This window comes from Spirillospora sp. NPDC048911, from assembly GCF_043198015.1.
Taxonomy (GTDB): Bacteria; Actinomycetota; Actinomycetes; order Streptosporangiales; family Streptosporangiaceae; genus Spirillospora.
In genome coordinates, this window is record NZ_JBICUD010000005.1 from 15,998 (window position 1) to 33,947 (window position 17,950).

Below are 17,950 nucleotides of genomic sequence, written 5' to 3' on the forward strand. Positions count from 1 at the left end.
AACCGGCGCATCGCCGCATAAGACGTGGTTACTCATCATCATCTGAAAAACGCTCTGGGCGACGGCGGGGCGATCGGCTTACGCTGGGTTGGCCCGTTCGGACGGTGAGCGGGCGGTGGCACTGTGATCACAACGCAGGTGGGGCACCGTGAGCGAAACCTTCTCCCATCGCGTGCTTCCCTACGACGGGGTCGACGAGTTCCTCGCCGGAGCCGTGCCGTTCCTCAGCACGGGGATCGACGCGGGTGACCGGGTCCTGGCCGTCACCGGCGTCGGCAGCGAGACGCTGCTGCGCGAGGGGCTGGGTCCCAGGGCGCGCGGCGTCGAGTTCGTCGAGGCCGACGGGTGGTACGCGCATCCCTCGCGGACGCTGGCCGACTGCCTGAGCGACGCCGACCAGCTGTGCGAGCAGGGGCGGCGGCTGCGGATCCTCGGCGAGCCGGCCTGGACGGGACGGCGCCCGCTGGAGGTGCTGGAGTGGCAGCGGGTCGAGGCGATCGTCAACGTCGCGTTCGCGCGGACCGGCGCCGCGATCCTGTGCCCGTACGCGCGCACGCTGCCGGCCGGGGTCGTCGCGGCCGCGCGGCGGACGCATCCGGAGACCCTGCGCGGGAGCCGCGCGCTCGGCAACCCGGGCTATGTCGATCCGTGGACCTACAGCGCCATGTGCGACGAGGAGGCGCTGCCGGATCCGCCCGCGCGGGCCGAGCGGCTCGACATCGAGCGGCCCGACCTCTTCTGGCTGCGCGCCTGGGTGACCGACTACGCACGGCGCACGCCGCTGGCCGAGGAGGATCTCCAGCGGCTGCTGGTCGCGGTCACCGAGGTCGTCACCAACGCGATCCGGCACGGCGCGCCGCCGATCGTGCTGCGGATCTGGCTGGAGCCCGGAGAGCTCGTCTGCGAGGTCAAGGACGCCGGCCGCTGGGCTGCGCGTTCGGGGTTCGGGCTGCTCCCGCCAGGGGCGGACGGGCCGGGACGGTTCGGCTTGTGGGCCGTCCGGCTGCTCTGCTCGATCGTGCAGATCCGCACCGGTGACGGCACCACGGTGCGGCTCCGGCTGGGCCTGCCGAGCGTGCCCGCCGTGGTGCGGGTGCAGCCATGGAGGTGAACGGAGCGTGAGGGGTTCTGTGCAAAGGGCTTCCAAATCCGCCCCCGCGGCGTACGCTGGTCAGATCCACGCCAACCTTGATGGGCAGGCCATGGAGAGCTTCTTCGCCGAACGACCCGTGAACGCGATGAGACCCGGCGATCACGCATGGCTGGCCTTCTCGGGCGAAGAAGAACGCGCGCACATCATCGGGGCTTTCGTGTACGACGGGCTCGCCACCGAGGAGAAGGTCGTCTACGTGACGGACGCTCCACCCGAACGGCTGCCCGGTGTGCGTCCCAGGCGCGGCATCGAGTTGTGCGCCTTCACCGATTCCAGGCAGCTGCGGGTCATCCCCCGCGAGCGCGCCTGCCTCAGCGGACGGGGGCGGTTCGATCCCGACCGGATGTTGCGGACGCTGGAGCGGGAGGTCGACGAGGCGTTCGATCAGGGTTTCCGCGCCGTGCGTCTCACCACCGACTTCAGCTGGGTGCTCAACGAGCCCGGCCGTTCCGACCTCTCCCAGATACTGGGCTGCGAGCACCAGTTCGGCGAGGCGGTCTCGCCCAGCACCATGGCGATGGCGATCTGCCAGGTGGACAGGCACGCGTGTCCCCAGGACGAGCTCGACGCCCTACGGAACACTCACGAGGTCCTCGTGGAAGTGAATCCCGAGTTCGACGACGGAATACTCCGGATCGTCCGCACCTTCGAGCCGCACGGGCTGCGGGTGGAAGGCGAGCTCGACGCCGCGCGGCACGCGGTGTTCGCCGAGAAGCTGTCGCTGGTCACCTGCGAACGGCGGCGGATCCATCTGGACTTCTCCCGCCTCGGATTCATCGACCTGGGCGGCCTCAACCTGCTGGCCAGTCACGCGACCGGCCTGAACTCCGACGACGCGCTGGTGCTGGACCATCTGCCGCACGACGTGGAAGGCGTGATCGAGATGGTGGGCTGGCAGCGGCTGCCCGGCCTGGCCCGCGGGCGGAAACGCGGCCTTCCCGGCGCCGGGGGGCTGGCCTCATGACACTGGAGCACAGAGCGTTCATGTACAGCGAGCTCCAGCAACTCCTGGACACCGCCGTACCGTGGCTGCGCGAGGGGGTGGAGCAGGACGAGAAGGTGGTCGTGGTCGTCCAGGAGGTCGGGAAGAACGCGGTGCAGGACCTGCTGGGCGCGGACGGCAAGGATGTGATCTTCGCCGCGTCGGAGGAGTTCTACGAGCATCCCGTCCGTACGCTGCGCGACTACCAGGGGATCGTCCAGCAGGCCCACCCTCGTCCCGTGCGGGCGCTGGCCGAGCCGGTCTGGCACCACAGTGATCCGCGCCAGACCCGGGAGTGGGCGCGGTACGAGTCGCTGATCAACGAGGCGTTCAAGGATTCGGGCGCGTCGGCGCTGTGCCCGTACGACCAGACCACGCTGCCGCACGAGATCATCGAGCATGCCCGGCGGACCCATCCCGAGATCCTGCAGGGCGGTGGCACGCGGTCCAACGACTCCTACGTCGAGCCGGTCGACTTCGGCCACGGCTGCAACAGCACGATCCGGCTGGCGCGGCCGCACGACGCGGAGTACCGGACGATCGAGAGCGACGACCTGCACGACCTCCGTGTCTTCGTCGGCGACCGCGCCGTCGGGCACGGGCTCGCCACCAACGCCGCGCGCACCCTGGTGACCGCGGTCAACGAGGTGGCGACCAACGCCGTCCGGCACGGCACCCCCCCGATGGGGCTGTGGCTGTGGAGTGAGGACGGCGACCTCGTCTGCGAGATCGGCGACAACGGATGCTGGCGCGCCGACCCGCTGACCGGGTTCCTTCCGCCGGAGTCGGCGCTGCAGCGGGGGTTCGGGCTGTGGACGGTCCGGCTGCTGGTGGACCTCGTCGAGCTGAAGGCCGGCTGGGACGGCACCTTCGTCCGCCTCCACGTGCGGCGGTGAACCGTGCGCATCCGTCAAATACCGGTAAAGGGTCGTAAGGAGACCGCTACTCGCCGTGGTGCGCCGGAAGTAGGCTGGAAGGCGACACGAAGAGCGCGGCGCACAGAAGTGCGGTGCGAGCGGCTCGTCCTTTGACCGGGTGTCCGGGCGGGGGTGAGGAAGGGCGACATGGAGACCTTGGTGTCCACCCGCCGGCCGGTTCGCGAACTGCGTCCCGGTGATCACGCGCTGCTCACGTTCGCCGATGACGACGAGCAGCGGTACGTCGCCGGCGCCTTCGTGCGCGACGGGCTGGCCGCGGGCGACAAGGTCATCTACCTGGCGGAGACGGCGCGGGCCAGGATTCCCGGCGTGGTGGTCCCACCGCCGCCGGGCCGGCTCAGCGTGGTGGCGCTGGACGCGCTCAACGGCCGGTCGTTCCAGCCGCACGCCGTGATCGAGGCGCTCAGAGACGAGGTGCGGCGCGCCGAGGACGAGGGCCACGGCACCATCCGGGTGACCGCCGACATGACCTGGGCGCTTCGCCGGCCCAACGGCCTGGAGCTGCTGCTGGGCAGCGAGCAGGACGTCGAGCGCGCCATCGGCCCGAGCACCAGCGTGATCGCGATCTGCGCGTTCGACCGCCGCCACTGCACCCCGGGCGAGCTCGCCGCGCTGCGCCAGGCCCACAGCGTGGTGGTGGAGCCCGACCCCGAGTTCGAGGACGCGGTGTTCCGGATCGTCCGCACCTTCGCGCCCACCGGCCTCGCGCTGAGCGGCGAGCTCGACGCGTCCCGGCACATCGTGCTGAACAACGTGCTCGTCAAGCTGCTCTCGTCGGTCAACGGCAGCGCGATCCACCTCGATCTGGCCGGTCTCGGCTTCATCGACCTCGGCGCGATCAACATGCTGGCCGACGTGGCGGCGCGCCGCGCCGGGCACGGGCCGCTGGTGCTCGACCGGATGTCGCCGCAGCTCCGAACCGTCATGGAGACGGTCGGCTGGCACATGCTGCCGGGCCTGCGCCTCGGCGACGACGGCTGACGCCCCGTCCGCCGCGGCGCGCTACTCCAGCGCGTCGATGAACCGCATGGCCTCGGTCTGGGTCATGCCCGTCTCGGCCCGGACGGCGGCGATCGCCGACTCGAAGTCCTCCGCCGCCTTGAAGGCCCGCACCCGATCCGCCAGCGACACCCCCGCCGCCGCGGGTGGCCCTACCGAGGCAGGAGGTCCCGCAGGCGCGTACGGACCGGCGGGCGCGGGTGGGCCCGGCGGCGCGGGCGGCCCCGGCGCGTACGGACCGGCAGACGCGGGCGGGCCCGGCGCGTACGGATCGGCAGGCGCGAACGGTCCACCGGGCGTGGGCGGTGGTGCTTGGATCCGGCCGTCCCTGACACCGTCGACGTAGTCCTTGGCCTCCTTGAGGCCGAGGCCGGTGTCCTCACGGACCCGCTTGACCGCCTGGATCATCTTGTTGTCGTGGAGCAGCCTCAGCACGGCCGCGTGCGTGGCGGCGGGAACGAGGAAGTAGGTCGGCGGCACAGGCACGCCTCGGGCTTCGGAGGGCTTCTTCTTCCACATTGTGCGTGAGCTTAACGCGATCAGCGGGACGGTGAGGGCTTCGCGGACGCCGGCGGTTCTGGCGAAGCCGTCGAACGCCTCGGCATGGGCGTGCCTTCCCCGCCGGGCTTGGAGGGCCTGGCACCGGGCTCGGCGGCGGGAGGCCTGGGCGCCATGGAGGGGCCGGTCCCCGACGGCCGGCGGCCCGGCGGGGCCACCGTGCCCGGGGTCGGCAGGTCGGTGGCGGGCGCCGGCGGCGGGACGGTCGGCGGGACGGTGGCGGGGCTGGGCGCAGGCGAGACGGGCCGCGTACGTTCCGGGGCCGGCCAGAGGAACATCGTCACCGCCACGATGACGGCCACGGTGACCGCCGCCGCGACGGCCGGAAGCGTCCAGCGGCGCAGCCACGCGCCACGTCCCGCCGGTCCGGCCGGCCGGCCCGCCGCCTGGGAACGTTCGACCAGGTCCGGGGTGGCGTGGATGTCGTTGGCCGCGCGCCGGTAGTGACCGCGCAGCAGGGTCTCGAGCTCATCGTCCATCGGCCCGGCCCTCCTCCATGTGCGCCCGCAGCGCGGCCATCGCCCGCGCGGTGTGACTCTTCACCGTTCCCCGCGACACCCCGAGGGTCTGCGCGATCTCCTGCTCGCTCAGATCGCACCAGTACCGGAGCACCACGACCGCCCGTTGCTTGGCGGGCAACGCCCGGAGCACCTCGTCCAGCTCCCCCGCGGAGATGCCGCCGGCCGCCGGGGGAGGCGTGAGCCGTTCGACGTCGGCCAGCGATCCGACCGGCAGGTCCCCGCGTCGCGCCCGGCGCTTCTTCTCGTCGATGGCGAGGTTGACGAGGACCCTGCGCGCGTACGCCTCGGGGTTGTCCTTGGCGAGCCGCTTCCACCGCTTCGCCACCCGCTCGTACGCGATCTGGAGCAGATCCTCGGCCAGGTGCCGGTCGTAGACGAGGAAGACGGCGGTACGCAGCAGCCGACCCGCGGTGGCGGCCACGAACTCCTCGAACGTGACCTCCACCCCGCGGATCTCCTGAGCGCTCAGCGTGGACAGACCGCACCTACTCCACGGACTTGGCCGGTGACGGGACGGGCTTCGGCGGCTTCGGCAGACCCGGCGGCCGCTCGGCCGGAGCGGGGGCTCCGGGCACCGACGAGCCCGGCGGGCGCTCGGCGGGCGCGGGGGCTCCGGGCGGGCACACCGGCGTGGGGCGCGGCCTCGCGGTGGGGGCCGTGCTCGGCACCGGCCTGGGCGCGGGCGGCTTGGCACCCGGCGGCATGGGACGCGCGGTGGGCCGCTTGGCCGGCGGCATCGGCTGCGGCTTCTTGGCGGGCGGCTTGGCGCTCGGCCGCACGGTGGGCCGTTCGGCACCCGGCGGCATGGGGCGCGGCTTGGCCGATGACGGCTTGGGCCAAGGCTTCGCGGTGGGCCGTCCGGGTTCCGGCCTGACGGCGGGCGGGCAGGCCGGGACAGCGGACGGGCGCGCGGACGGTGGGCGTGACGGCTTCGCCGTCGTCACCGACGCGCCCTTCGCCGCCGCGGGTGCCATCTCCGCCGATCCGGACGCGGTGGAGGCCCAGATGCCGACGGCCAGCGCTCCGCTGCCGCCCATGCCGGCCAGCACGATCGCCATGCGGCGACGGCCGGTTCGACCCTTGTCGGTCATGTCGCTCCTCGGGGGTGAAGATCCTTACACCCCTAGAACCCCCGCCGAGGGCGTCCCGGTTGTCATCCGGCCGGAATATTCGCGAGCGCGTCCGGAAGAAGGTCGGCGAGCGTGCGGAACGCGCGGCCCCGATGGCTGATCGCGTCCTTCGCCGCGGGCGTCAGCTCCGCCGAGGTCAGCGATCCCCCGTCCGGGACGAAGATCGGGTCATAGCCGAAGCCGCCGGACCCGCGCGGCTCCCTGATGATCCGGCCGTACATCCGGCCCTCCACGCAGTGCTCGACGCCGGTGGGCAGCACCAGCGCCGCCGCGGCGACGAAGTAGGCCCCGCGATGGTCGTCGCCGACGTCGGCGAGCTGGTCGAGGACGAGGTCGAGGTTCGCCCGGTCCTTGTCACCGGACGCGGTGCCGAACCGGCCCGACCAGCGGGCCGACAGCACCCCGGGCATGCCGTTCAGCGCGTCGACGCACAGGCCCGAGTCGTCGGCGATCGCCGGCAGGCCGGTGTGCGCGCAGATCGCGCGCGCCTTGAGCAGGGCGTTGCCCTCGAAGGTGAGCTCGGTCTCGGGCACGTCCGGCGCGTCCGGGTAGGCGTCGAGCCCGACGACCTCGATGCCCTGCCCTTGCAGGGCGGGCGGCTCCCCTGGCGCACCGGCCTCGCCGGCGCCGCCGGCGAGGATGCGGTGCAGCTCGGTGATCTTGCCGGCGTTGCGGGTGGCGAGGATGACCGTGGTCATGCGCCGAGCGCTTCGCTCTGCAGGCGGGTCAGCTCGGCGCAGCCGCCCGCGGCCAGGTCGACGAGCGCGTCGAGCTCGGCCCGGTCGAACGGCTGGCCCTCGGCGGTGCCCTGCACCTCGACGAACCGGCCGTCGCCGGTGCAGACGACGTTCATGTCGGTCTCGGCCGCGACGTCCTCCTCGTAGCAGAGGTCGAGTCGCGCCTCGCCGTCGACGACGCCGACGCTGATCGCGGCGACGGAGGTGACGAACGGGTCGCCCTTGACCAGGCCCTTGCCGCGCATCCACGTCACCGCGTCGGCCAGCGCCACGTACGCCCCGGTGATCGCGGCGGTACGGGTGCCGCCGTCGGCCTGGAGCACGTCGCAGTCGAGCTGCACGGTGTTCTCGCCGAGCGCCTTGAAGTCGATGGCGGCCCGCAGGGACCGGCCGATCAGGCGGGAGATCTCGTGGGTGCGGCCGCCCAGCCGGCCCCGGACCGATTCGCGGTCGCCGCGGGTGTGCGTGGCACGGGGCAGCATCGCGTATTCGGCGGTCACCCAGCCGAGCCCGCTGTCGCGCCGCCAGCGGGGCACCGAGTCCTGGACGGAGGCGGCGCAGAGCACGCGGGTGCCGCCGAACTCGATGAGCACCGATCCCTCGGCATGATCGAGCCAGCCACGCTGGATGCGGACGGGACGGAGCTGATCGGGTGCACGATCGTCAGGGCGAGCCATGCTCCTCACCCTATCGACACGGCGGCCTTGATCAGGCGTGTGCCGAGCGGGGGCAGAGGCGGGCTGCGCGGCTCAGAGGCGGTAGACGGCGCCGGCGCGGGCGAGGTCGATCTCGCCGTCGAACCCGCTGCCCTTGGCCTCGACGAGCGACTGGTCGGCGTCGTTCCACGGGACGAGATGCGTGAGCACGAGCCTGTCGACGCCGGCGCGGGCGGCGTGCTCGCCCGCCTCCCTGGCGGTCAGGTGCAGCTCGGGCGGCAGGTCGGGGGCGTCGAGGAAGGACGCCTCGCACAGGAAGAGATCGGCGTCGCGGGCCAGGTCGATGAGCGCGTCGGACTCCCCCGTGTCGCCGGAGTAGGCGAGCACCTTGCCGTCGTGCTCGATGCGGAAGCCGTACGCCTCGATCGGGTGCGACATCAGCGCGGTCGTCACCCGGAACGGTCCGATCTCGAACGGACCGTTGCGCAGGGCATGGAAATCGAACGCTTCGGACATGCCGGTCTCGCGCGGGAGGTCGTACGCCTCGGCCATCCGCCGCGGGGTGATCTCCGGGCCGTGCACCGGGATCCGCGGCGCCATCCCCTCGGGCCGGTAGCGCCGCGCCACCCAATAGCCGCACATGTCATGACAGTGGTCGGGGTGCAGGTGCGACAAGCAGATCGCGTCGATGTCGTACAGCGGCTGGAACCGCTGCAGCGATCCGAGCGCGCCGCTGCCCAGGTCGAGCAGCATGGAAAAGCCGTCGGCCTGGATCAGATAACAGGACGCGGGGCTGTCCGGTCCGGGAAAGCTGCCGGAACAGCCGATCACAGTGACCCGCACGCTCACTCCTCCTCTACTGTCCCCGAGGATCAGGTGGTCAAAGCCTTGCTCGGCGTTCCGTCCCCATGACCCGGCCGGCCTGACCGCCCGGCCGTCTCCGGTGCCGGCTGCGCTGCCGTCTCCGGCGCCGCCGCCGCGGCCGTCTCCACCAGGCCGATCTCCGGCCCGAGGAACCGGCGGCCGAGCGCGGCGAACACGGCGGGGTCACCGGTCGCGCGGAACCGGTGGGCGGGCGGGGAGGTTGCCTCCGCACGGGCGAGCCCCTGGTCGTTCAGCACTCGATAGACGTCCTTGGCGGTCTCATCGGCACTTGAGACCAGTGTGACCCCGTCGCCGACGACATACGAGATGACTCCGGTAAGCAATGGGTAGTGCGTGCAGCCCAGGATGAGGGTGTCGCATCCGCGGCCGATGATGGGCTCAAGGTAATCGCGAGCCGCGTCGAGCACCTCGTCGCCCATCGTCACGCCCTGCTCCACCAGCGGGACGAAGCGCGGGCACGCGGCGCTGGTGAGCTCGATGTGCGGGGCCGCGGCGAACGCGTCCTCGTACGCCCTGCTGGTGACGGTGGCCTGGGTGGCGATCAGGCCGACCCGGCCGTTGCGGGTGGCGCGGGCGGCCCGCCGGGTCGCCGGGTTGATGACCTCGATGACGGGGACGTCATAACGCTCGCGCGCGTCGCGCAGCATCGCCGAGCTGGCGCTGTTGCAGGCGATCACGAGCATCTTCACCCCCTCGGCGACGAGTTCGTCCAGCATCTCCAGGGCGAACGCGCGCACCTGCGCGATGGGCCGCGGGCCGTACGGCTGGCGCGCGGAGTCGCCGAGATACACGATCGGCTCGTTCGGCAGCTGGTCCAGGATGGCGCGGGCCACGGTGAGACCGCCGAACCCGCTGTCGAAAATCCCGATCGGCGCGTCTGACATGGTCCTCAAGGCTAGGCGAACTCTCGTCCTGGCAACGCGTCATGCGGTGTACATCACATGGTCACATACCCGAAACCGGGCACGTCATCGCGGCCCCTGTGACCAAGCGCACGTTCAGTAGAGCCCCCGGGCCCACCCGGGAGCGCACGTTCAGGTGAGGCCGCGGCCCACCCGGGCGAGCTGCCGGCTCTGCGCGACGAGGCGGCCGGCCGAGTCCCAGACCTCGACCTCCTCGTCGAACCAGCCGCCGGCCACGAGCCGCCCGCCGCCGTGCACGGCCAGCCGTCCCGGCGCCGGGACGGCCCGCATGTGCCAGGTCAGCTCGACCGTCGGGGCCCAGCCCTTGGCGCCCACGTTCAGGACCACCGGGGGCAGTGCGTCCACGGCGAGGGCGAGCGCGCAGCCGTCGTTGCCGTAGCCGGGCAGGCGGAACCACGCCCGCGCCTCCAGCCGCCCGCTCGGCTGCCCGTCGAGCCAGCCCATCGTCGCCGGGTCGAAGAGCATCTCGACGTTGTCGGCGAAGCCCCGGTCGTCCTTGCCGGAGGCGAACGTGGAGCACTCGTCCGGCGCGGGCATCGCGGGCGGCGCCTCACCCGTCCAGTGCGGCTCCAGGCCGGTCTCCAGCGTTCCGGTGGTGATGAGGGCGTCGACGACGGGCTCGCCGGCCTGGACGAGGGTGACGCGGGACATGGCGGCGGTGCGGCCGCTCTTGCGCGGCTCGACCAGCACCTCGGCGGGGCCCGGCTTGGCCACCCGCAGGAAGCTGGCCGCGGTGGAGATCGGATGGTCGTGCGGCGAGGCGTCGACGGCCGCCCGCGCCAGGACCGCCATCAGATAGCCGCCGTTGAGCGCCTCGGCGAAGCCGAACCCCTGGTCGAGGTCGGCCTGGTAGCGGCCGTCGCCCGCTCGCTCGACCGCGGTCGCCTCGCCGAACCTGCCCATCCACACCCTCCCGGGGCCACTTTCTAGAATCCCGTTCGAGTACGAACCTTACCCATCTGCGTGCCCTAGGCCCAGAGCTGGCCTTCCAGGCGCTCCTCGGCTTCTTCGAGCGTGCCGTCGTAGGCGCCGGTGGAGAGGTACTTCCAGCCGCCGTCGGCGACGACGAAGGCGATGTCGGCGGCCTCGCCCGCCTTGACGGCCTTGGCCGCCATGCCGATCGCGGCGTGCAGGGCTCCGCCGGTGGAGATCCCGGCGAAGATCCCCTCGTGCTCCAGCAGCTCGCGGGTGCGCCGGAGCGCGTCCGCCGAGCCGACCGAGAACCGGGTGGTCAGCACCGAGTCGTCGTAGAGCTCCGGGATGAAGCCCTCATCGATGTTGCGGAGCCCGTACACGAGCTCGCCGTACCGCGGCTCGGCGGCGACGATCTTGACGTCGGGCTTGTGCTCGCGCAGGTAGCGGCCGACGCCCATGAGCGTTCCGGTGGTGCCGAGCCCGGCCACGAAGTGCGTCACGGTCGGCAGGTCGGCGAGGATCTCCGGCCCGGTCGTCTCGTAGTGGGCGAGGGCGTTCGCCTCGTTGCCGTACTGGTAGAGCATCACCCAGTCGGGGTTCTGCCCGGCGAGCTTCTTGGCCACTCGGACGGCCTCGTTGGAGCCGCCGGCGGCCGGGGACGAGATGATCTCGGCACCCCACATCCGCAGCAGCTGGCGGCGCTCTTCGGAGGTGTTCTCCGGCATCACGCAGATCATCTTGTAGCCGCGCAGCTTGGCGACCATGGCCAGCGAGATGCCGGTGTTGCCGGACGTGGGCTCCAGGATCGTGCACCCCGGAGTGAGGAGGCCCTCCTTCTCCGCCTTGTCGATCATGAAGAAGGCGGGCCGGTCCTTCACCGAGCCGGTGGGATTGCGGTCTTCCAGCTTGGCCCAGATCCGCACCTGCGGGCTGGGCGACAGCCGGGGCAGGCCGACCAGCGGGGTGCGGCCGAGCGAGTCAAGCAGCGAGTCGAAACGCATGGGGCACGGGCCTCGGACTCAGCCGCCGGCGACGGCGGGCAGGATGGTGACGTTGTCACCGTCGGAGACCTCGGTCTCCAGGCCGCCGAGGAAGCGCACGTCCTCGTCGTTCAGGTAGACGTTGACGAACTTGCGCAGGCCCTTGTCGTCCACGAGCCGCGCCCGCAGGCCGGGGTGGCGGGCGTCGAGGTCGGCGAAGAGCTCGTCCAGGGAGCCGCCCTTGCCTTCGACGGCCTTGGCACCGTCGGTGAGGGTGCGCAGGATCGTGGGAATCCGGACTTCGATCGCCATCGCGATGGTCTCCTTCGGGTTCGTACGGGCTTCCCCGCCCACGGCGTCACAACAGGGCGGGGCGTGGGGGAATTCCAGGCAGGGTCGGGCGCCTCAGCGACAGTCGTACACGACTTCGGCGCGCGAATGCCCGAACAGGAAGCTCTGTACGGGAGACATCACGAGAACGGGATTGCGGCGCCTCCGCGCGCCCGCCCGCTGCTCGATCGTCCACATGACCGCCAGTTTACCGACCCGGACGGGATGGCCCGAGTCCACCTCAGGCGTAGGTGTCGACGATCTTGACCTCTTCCTCGGTCACCTCGCCGGCCACGATGCGGTACGAGCGGAACTCGATCTCCTCGGGGTCGCGGGTGGAGACCAGCACGTAGTGGGCGCCCGGCTCGGCCGCGTAGGAGATGTCGGTGCGCGAGGGGTAGGCCTCGGTGGCGGTGTGCGAGTGGTAGATCACCACCGGCTCCTCGTCCCGGTCGTCCATCTCCCGCCAGACCTTGAGCTGCTCCAGCGAGTCGAACCGGTAGAACGTCGGGGACCGCTCGGCGTTGATCATGGCCACGTACCGGCTGGGCCGGTCGGACCCGGCGGCACCGGCGATCACGCCGCAGGCCTCGTCGGGATGGTCCGCGCGCGCATGCGCGACGATCTTGTCAACGAGGGCACGCTCGATCGTCAGCATGCCCGAAGGCTACCCGGCCCCCGCGGGCCGACCACGCCGGCCCCGCGCCGCGAGCGCGCTAACGGGTCGTGAAGCCAGCCGAAGGCGAGGCTTCACGAGAGATCGCGAAGCGATGTCGTGCTCGCCGCTTTTGCGGTTCGGCGGCCGAGCCTCCAGGCGAGGCCGTCGAGGCCGCGAAAGCATTAAACAGAGGGCAGTTTGAGGTGCATGCGGACGAGGACGCCGTGGTCGCCGGAACGGATCTCGACGATGTGGCAGAGCAGGCGCACGGCCCACATCGCGGCGCCGCCCGGCTGGTGGGGGCGCGGCCGTAGATAGCCGAGGAACCGGTCCTCCATCGTCCGCTCCGGGTCGGCGACGTCGCAGAGCAGCTCGCCGCCCTCCGTCCACAGCCAGACCGCGCCCCGGCCTCCGCCCCGCCGGATGAAGCCGGTGGCGACCTCGTTGACGGCGAGCACGAACGGCAGGACCTGCTCCTCGGGCAGCCCGTGCCGCGTCGCCTCGGCGCTGAGGAACGCGCGCAGGCCCGGCAGCTCGCCGCTGGCGAACGCGCGGCTCGCCGCGCCGGCGGGCGGCGGGACCAGCGGCGGCGCGTTGCAGCCGGCGTAGAACTCCTCGGGGTCGGCGAAGTGCTCGCTCGCCCGCGCGCCGCCGGCGTCGACGATCTCGGGATGGGTGCGGGCCGCGTCGACGATGATGTGGGCGTCCAGCGCGGACGTGTCGTACGCGCAGACGATCGTGCTCGGGGTGCCGGCGAACGCCACGTTCAGGATCGCCTCGTGGCGCTTCCACTCCCGGACCTCCAGCGGCGTGCGGCCCGTCCAGACCGGCTCGGTCAGCAACCGCAGCCGGCCGCGCGGCCACCAGTCGTGGTGGGTGTGGTCGTAGTAGTCGGCCAGCGCCTGCATCGGGCCCCGGAACCAGCCGGCCCGGTCGATGAACTCGATCCGGGCGGCCTGCTCGGAACCCAGCTGATCGCGCAGCAGCGCCCGGTGGGCCGCGGAGGCGATGACCACCACCGCGTCGCCCGCCTTCACGCCCTCGCGCAGGTACGGCACGGCGACCTCGGCGAAGTGACGCTCCGAGTCGTACATCAGCGCCCGGTGCAGCAGGATGCCGCATTCGCTCCTGGCCTCGGTGCCGGGCGTCGTGCCCTGGAGGTCGTTCATCGCGCCACACCCTCGACGAACACCCCGGGCATCGCCTCCCAGCCGGAGATCCGCATCATCAGCCCGAGGTAGCCGGGCACCCCGCGCAGCACGACCTGCCGGTCCAGCCCGGTGCCGGTCTGGTTGGCTCCGACCAGGACCCGCAGGCCCTCCATGTCACAGAACTCCAGGGCCGACAGGTCGAGGCACAAGTGCGAACCGCGCCCGCCGACCTGCCGCAGCGCCCGCCGCAACGCGGGCAGCGTCGACTCGTCGATCGCGCCCGCGACACGCAGGCCGGGCGGCGTGTAGAGGGGCGTGATGGTCAGCACGCCGTCGGCGTACAGGTCGTTCACGCCGACGTGCCCGTCATGGCTCCCTTCCAGCCTGCGCAGTTGCGCGTCGTCGAACCAGCGCCGGTCGTACTGGCAGACGGCCATCGCGCGCACGCCCGGCTGGGCGAACGTCCGCCGGCACCTGTCCTCGAACTCGTCGAACCGCCCGCCGCCGGGCCGGCCGCGAAGGTTGAACGAGGTCTCGCCGGTGATGCGCGCGCCGGCGTACCCCTCCCCGAGCGCCAGATCGATCTCCATGCCGAGCAGGGTCACCGAGGGATCGGAGCGGCCCGCCGCCCGGACCGCCTCGACGACCGGTTTGATCGCCAGCTGTCCGGTCTCGGCGGCGCCCGCCAGCACCGACGCCTGATCCGGGTCGGGCGCGGCGGCGCGGATCAGGCGTGCGAGGGTCTCCTCCGGCCCCCGCTCCCCCGCCAGGTAGACGACCTTGTGCCGGGCGCGCAGGCCGTCACGGATGTAGGCGAGCAGGACGGCGTACCGTTCCGCGTCATTGTCGTAGGCCAGACAAAGATGATCGCCGAACTTCATTTCGCCCACGGCGGTCTCGGCGGGCCTGGAGGACATCAGGAGCCTCCCCAAGGGACGGTTGGCTCTCGCCTGCGTAAGGCTTGCGCAACCCTATTGTGCGCTTTCGTCGACCGAGACGCCCGGCATGGCGTCCAGCCCGAGCTCGTGCAGTTGCCCGGCGATGCGGGGCGGCACGCCGCGCAGCAGCAGCCGCCGTTGAACGCCGGCGGGGGTCTCGCGGGCGCTGGCCAGGAGCCGGACGCCGTCGGTGTCGCAGAACTCCACGGCCGACAGGTCGAGGCACAGGGTGCCGCCGTGCTCGGGCAGCTCGTCGAGCGCCCGGACCAGCGTCGGACGGGAGGTGCCGTCGATGGCGCCGGCCAGCGCCAGCCCCGGCGGCGCGAACAACGGCGTGACGCGCAGGACCCCGTCGTCGTGCAGGTCGTCGGCGCGCACCCGGGCGACGTGGTAGGCCTCCAGCTCCTCCAGATGGGACCGGTCGAACCAGCGCCGGTCGTACTGGCAGATGGCCATCGCGTTGACCTGCGAGGTGCGGAACACCTCGTCGATCTTGCGCTCGAACTCGGCGAGCCGTTCGGTGCCCGGCCAGCCGCGCAGCGAGAACGTCTCCTCGCCCGTCATCCGGACGCCCTTGTAGCCCTGGACGAGGGCGAGCTCGATCTCGGTGGCGAACAGGGCGATGATCTCGTCCGGGTCGAACCGGCCGGTGGCCATGTAGGCCTCCTCGGCGGTCCGCACCACGAACCGGCCCTCCGCCAGCGCGCCGGCCAGGTCGAGGGCTTCCGCGCCGGGCACCGAGCCCATCCAGCCGAGCACCTTGTCCGCCGGATCCTGATCGGACAGGTAGATGATCTTGTGGTCGGCGGCGAGCCCGTCCCGGACGTAGGAGAGCAGGATCGCCAGGCGCTCCTCGGCGTTGTCGTACGAGAGGCAGAGGTGGTCGCCGAACTCCATCGTGCCGACCGTCTTGCCCGCGGATACAGAAGGCATTCGCATCTCCCGTGCAGGTCTCCGGCCCGCTACGGGCGGGCCCGTGCACCCCCGGAGAGCACCCCCCGCAAGCTCTCCCCGCCAACGTACCAACACCGAACGCGACACACCCCGGACATTGCGTAAGCACCCGGGAGCGGCACTGGCCGAACGCGGCCACCCTCCACACCACACCCCACCACGCGCCGCGAAAGCCCTAAAGGACAGCTCTTACGAAGCTTTCCTGGAGCATCGTCAGCCAGTCGTAGGCGGCGAACATCGCCATCCGGGGGTCGCGGGGGTCCATCCCCGCGGCCTGCTCGTACCACTCCTCGGAGATGTCGAGCCGGGTGCCGAGCGCCAGCCGCACGTCGTTGAGCGCGCGCAACCATGACTGCGCCTGGTCGTCGGCCAGGACGGTGTCGATCCCGGCGGCGCCGCCCTCGGCGGTGCCCAGCGTCCGCAGCACCGTGTCGGCGGCCTCGCGCTTGCCGCCGCGCAGCCCCATCTCGGTGTAGCGGCGGAACTCCCCTGCGGCTTCACCGTCATCGCGGTACGCGTCGGGGAACAGGCGCGCCAGCACCGGATCGTCCGACTTCTTGGCGTCGCCGGAGATCCCGAGCGCGGCCAGTTCGTCGTCGGCGCCGGGCGGGTCGCCGAGGAGCTCCAGGAGCTGCTCCATCAGCGCCCGCACGAGCGCGGCCTCCTCCGGCTCCAGCCGCAGGACGACGCCCTTGCGGGTCTTCTTGACGGTGCTCACTCGGCGTTCACCAGGTCACTCACTCAGTCGTCTCGTTTCACGGTGGCCCACAGGCCGTAGGAGTGCAGGATCTCGACGTCGCGCTCCATCTCCTCGCGGGTCCCGTTGGCCACGACGGCACGTCCCTTGTGGTGCACGTCCAGCATCAGCTTCTCGGCCTTGGTCTTGGGATAGCCGAAGACGGTCTGGAACACGTACGTGACGTACGACATCAGATTGATGGGGTCGTTCCAGACGATCGCCAGCCAGGGCCGATCGGAGCTCAGGTCCTCTTCGACGTCCGGCCGTTCGAGCTCGACCGGCGCAGGCGCAGTCATCGCCGCGTATCCCCTCTTCCCCACTGCGTCTCCCGCGGAGCCTCCCGCGGGCCGGGCCGCCCACCACACCGATGGTATTCACCCCGTCCACCGGACGGGTGGCGGGCCGCACGTCCATGGTGCACGCACCGGGCCTTAGGGTTCCAGTTGTGGACCTTGGTTACGGCACCGCACTGCTCACTGACCAGTACGAACTGACCATGCTGCAGGCGGCGCTCCGCGGCGGCACGGCCGGGCGGCGCGCGGTCTTCGAGGTGTTCGCCCGGCACCTGCCGACGGGCCGCAGATACGGCGTCGTGGCAGGTACGGGACGGCTTCTGGACGCGATCGAGGCTTTCACCTTCGACGCGCCCGCCCTCGAATTCCTGGCCTCGCGCGGCGTCGTCGACGAGCCGACCGCGGAATGGCTGGCGAGCTATCGCTTCTCCGGCGACATCTGGGGATACGCCGAGGGCGACTGTTATTTCCCGAACTCGCCGATTCTGGTGGTGGAAGGCACGTTCGCGGAGGCCGTCCTCCTGGAGACGCTGGTCCTGTCGATCCTCAACCACGACTGCGCGATCGCCTCCGCCGCGTCGCGCATGGCGCAGGCGGCCGAAGACCGGCCGCTCATCGAGATGGGTTCGCGGCGCACGCACGAGCAGGCGGCCGTCGCCTCCGCGCGCGCCGCGTACATCGCGGGCTTCGCCACGACCTCCAACCTGGAGGCGGGCCGCTCGTACGGCGTGCCCACCGCCGGGACCAGCGCGCACGCGTTCACGCTTCTCCACGACAGCGAGCGGCACGCCTTCACGGCGCAGCTGGACTCGCTCGGCGAGGGCACCACCCTGCTGGTCGACACCTATGACGTCGAGCGGGCCGTCAAGACGGCGGTCGAGCTCGCCGGGCCGAACCTCGGCGCGGTACGGATCGACAGCGGCGACCTCGGCGTGGTGGCCCGGCAGGTGCGGGCGCAGCTCGACTCGCTGGGCGCCCACGACACGCGTGTGGTCGTCACCGGCGACCTGGACGAGTACGGCATCGCGGCCCTCGCCGCCGCGCCGGTGGACGGCTACGGCGTCGGCACGTCCCTCGTCACCGGATCCGGCGCGCCCACCGCCTCGCTCGTCTACAAGCTGGTGGCCCGCGCGGACGGTCCCGAGGCCACCGACCCGATGCGTCCGGTGGCCAAACGTTCCACGGGCAAGCCGAGCCGCGGCGGGCGGAAGGCGGCGGTGCGCCGTATCGACGGGCACGGCACCGCGTGCGCCGAGGTCGTCACCACGGGGGAGCCGATGCCGGGCGTGCGTGACCGCGTCCTGCAGGTGCCGCTCGTCCAGGGCGGGGTGGTCGTGGGCCGCGAACCGCTGGAGGCCGCCCGCGAACGCCACGTGCGCGCCGTCCGCGAGCTCCCGCCGACCGCCCTCCAGCTCTCGCGAGGGGAGCCAGCCCTGCCGACCGAGTTCGTCAACGGCGGGCCGAGGCGTTGAGACAATGCGGGGGCGGGACGACCGGGCGGGTTAGCGTC

At 71.9% G+C, this 17,950-nt stretch carries 23 protein-coding genes; 5 read left to right on the plus strand and 18 right to left on the minus strand.

The annotated features are described in order from the left end of the window. Positions 1-148: 148 nt before the first annotated feature. The 4 genes from ACGFNU_RS22795 to ACGFNU_RS22810 all read left to right on the plus strand — a co-directional run bounded on the left by ACGFNU_RS22795 (position 149) and on the right by ACGFNU_RS22810 (position 4,054). The gene (locus tag ACGFNU_RS22795; protein WP_392596557.1) at positions 149-1,111 is read left to right on the plus strand and encodes an anti-sigma factor RsbA family regulatory protein; all 963 of its coding nucleotides are present in this window, start codon (positions 149-151) and stop codon (positions 1,109-1,111) included. Positions 1,112-1,202: 91 nt separating this feature from the next. Beyond that, complete coding sequence (locus ACGFNU_RS22800; RefSeq protein WP_392596559.1) at positions 1,203-2,117, plus strand: MEDS domain-containing protein; 915 nt, start codon at positions 1,203-1,205, stop codon at positions 2,115-2,117. Continuing rightward, positions 2,114-3,031 (plus strand): anti-sigma factor RsbA family regulatory protein, encoded by a 918-nt coding sequence (locus ACGFNU_RS22805; protein ID WP_392596560.1) that lies wholly within the window; start codon positions 2,114-2,116, stop codon positions 3,029-3,031. The genes ACGFNU_RS22800 and ACGFNU_RS22805 overlap by 4 nt, the downstream gene beginning before the upstream one ends. A 168-nt stretch (positions 3,032-3,199) precedes the next feature. Further along, positions 3,200-4,054, plus strand: a complete 855-nt coding sequence (locus tag ACGFNU_RS22810) for an MEDS domain-containing protein (RefSeq protein ID WP_392596562.1) — start codon at positions 3,200-3,202, stop codon at positions 4,052-4,054. 21 nt (positions 4,055-4,075) lie between these two features. On the opposite strand, the gene ACGFNU_RS22815 is transcribed toward ACGFNU_RS22810, so the two are convergent. The 18 genes from ACGFNU_RS22815 to clpS form a co-directional block, all read right to left on the minus strand. Beyond that, entirely contained in the window at positions 4,076-4,591 is a 516-nt protein-coding gene (locus tag ACGFNU_RS22815; RefSeq protein ID WP_392596564.1) for a ribosomal protein L7/L12, read from the minus strand. Positions 4,592-4,611: 20 nt separating this feature from the next. Beyond that, positions 4,612-5,109, minus strand: a complete 498-nt coding sequence (locus ACGFNU_RS22820) for a hypothetical protein (RefSeq protein ID WP_392596566.1) — start codon at positions 5,107-5,109, stop codon at positions 4,612-4,614. Further along, entirely contained in the window at positions 5,099-5,596 is a 498-nt protein-coding gene (locus ACGFNU_RS22825; protein WP_392596568.1) for a SigE family RNA polymerase sigma factor, read from the minus strand. Before ACGFNU_RS22825 ends, ACGFNU_RS22820 begins: the two co-directional genes overlap by 11 nt. Before the next feature lie 40 nt (positions 5,597-5,636). Then, on the minus strand, positions 5,637-6,242 hold the full coding sequence (locus tag ACGFNU_RS22830) for a hypothetical protein (protein WP_392596569.1): 606 nt from the start codon (positions 6,240-6,242) through the stop codon (positions 5,637-5,639). A gap of 62 nt (positions 6,243-6,304) precedes the next feature. Further along, the gene (gene rdgB / locus ACGFNU_RS22835; RefSeq protein ID WP_392596571.1) at positions 6,305-6,979 is read right to left on the minus strand and encodes an RdgB/HAM1 family non-canonical purine NTP pyrophosphatase; all 675 of its coding nucleotides are present in this window, start codon (positions 6,977-6,979) and stop codon (positions 6,305-6,307) included. Then, on the minus strand, positions 6,976-7,695 hold the full coding sequence (gene rph / locus ACGFNU_RS22840; protein ID WP_392596572.1) for a ribonuclease PH: 720 nt from the start codon (positions 7,693-7,695) through the stop codon (positions 6,976-6,978). The genes rdgB and rph overlap by 4 nt, the downstream gene beginning before the upstream one ends. A gap of 72 nt (positions 7,696-7,767) precedes the next feature. Further along, positions 7,768-8,517, minus strand: a complete 750-nt coding sequence (locus tag ACGFNU_RS22845) for an MBL fold metallo-hydrolase (protein ID WP_392596574.1) — start codon at positions 8,515-8,517, stop codon at positions 7,768-7,770. Between the two features lie 29 nt (positions 8,518-8,546). Further along, positions 8,547-9,443: a glutamate racemase gene (murI, locus tag ACGFNU_RS22850; protein WP_392596576.1), complete on the minus strand. Its 897-nt coding sequence runs from the start codon at positions 9,441-9,443 to the stop codon at positions 8,547-8,549. Between the two features lie 150 nt (positions 9,444-9,593). After that, entirely contained in the window at positions 9,594-10,385 is a 792-nt protein-coding gene (locus ACGFNU_RS22855) for a thioesterase family protein (RefSeq protein WP_392596578.1), read from the minus strand. Positions 10,386-10,450: 65 nt separating this feature from the next. Then, positions 10,451-11,398, minus strand: a complete 948-nt coding sequence (locus tag ACGFNU_RS22860) for a PLP-dependent cysteine synthase family protein (protein ID WP_392596579.1) — start codon at positions 11,396-11,398, stop codon at positions 10,451-10,453. Positions 11,399-11,416: 18 nt separating this feature from the next. After that, the gene (locus ACGFNU_RS22865; protein ID WP_392596581.1) at positions 11,417-11,689 is read right to left on the minus strand and encodes a MoaD/ThiS family protein; all 273 of its coding nucleotides are present in this window, start codon (positions 11,687-11,689) and stop codon (positions 11,417-11,419) included. A 93-nt stretch (positions 11,690-11,782) separates the two neighbouring features. Next, positions 11,783-11,905, minus strand: a complete 123-nt coding sequence (locus ACGFNU_RS22870) for a hypothetical protein (protein WP_392596582.1) — start codon at positions 11,903-11,905, stop codon at positions 11,783-11,785. A 43-nt stretch (positions 11,906-11,948) separates the two neighbouring features. Further along, positions 11,949-12,365 carry a Mov34/MPN/PAD-1 family protein gene (locus ACGFNU_RS22875; protein ID WP_392596584.1) on the minus strand — a complete coding sequence of 139 codons (417 nt, stop codon included), beginning with the start codon at positions 12,363-12,365 and terminating at the stop codon, positions 11,949-11,951. Between the two features lie 182 nt (positions 12,366-12,547). Continuing rightward, entirely contained in the window at positions 12,548-13,534 is a 987-nt protein-coding gene (locus ACGFNU_RS22880) for an anti-sigma factor RsbA family regulatory protein (protein ID WP_392596586.1), read from the minus strand. Next, on the minus strand, positions 13,531-14,433 hold the full coding sequence (locus ACGFNU_RS22885; protein WP_392596588.1) for an MEDS domain-containing protein: 903 nt from the start codon (positions 14,431-14,433) through the stop codon (positions 13,531-13,533). Before ACGFNU_RS22885 ends, ACGFNU_RS22880 begins: the two co-directional genes overlap by 4 nt. Positions 14,434-14,487: 54 nt before the next feature. Beyond that, the gene (locus ACGFNU_RS22890) at positions 14,488-15,387 is read right to left on the minus strand and encodes an MEDS domain-containing protein (RefSeq protein ID WP_392596590.1); all 900 of its coding nucleotides are present in this window, start codon (positions 15,385-15,387) and stop codon (positions 14,488-14,490) included. A 196-nt stretch (positions 15,388-15,583) separates the two neighbouring features. Next, positions 15,584-16,126: a DUF2017 domain-containing protein gene (locus ACGFNU_RS22895; RefSeq protein WP_392596592.1), complete on the minus strand. Its 543-nt coding sequence runs from the start codon at positions 16,124-16,126 to the stop codon at positions 15,584-15,586. A gap of 23 nt (positions 16,127-16,149) precedes the next feature. Continuing rightward, positions 16,150-16,443, minus strand: a complete 294-nt coding sequence (gene clpS / locus ACGFNU_RS22900) for an ATP-dependent Clp protease adapter ClpS (RefSeq protein WP_151564032.1) — start codon at positions 16,441-16,443, stop codon at positions 16,150-16,152. A gap of 116 nt (positions 16,444-16,559) precedes the next feature. Between clpS and ACGFNU_RS22905 the strand changes: the two genes are divergently transcribed. Then, positions 16,560-17,912, plus strand: a complete 1,353-nt coding sequence (locus tag ACGFNU_RS22905; protein WP_392597729.1) for a nicotinate phosphoribosyltransferase — start codon at positions 16,560-16,562, stop codon at positions 17,910-17,912. Positions 17,913-17,950: the final 38 nt, after the last annotated feature.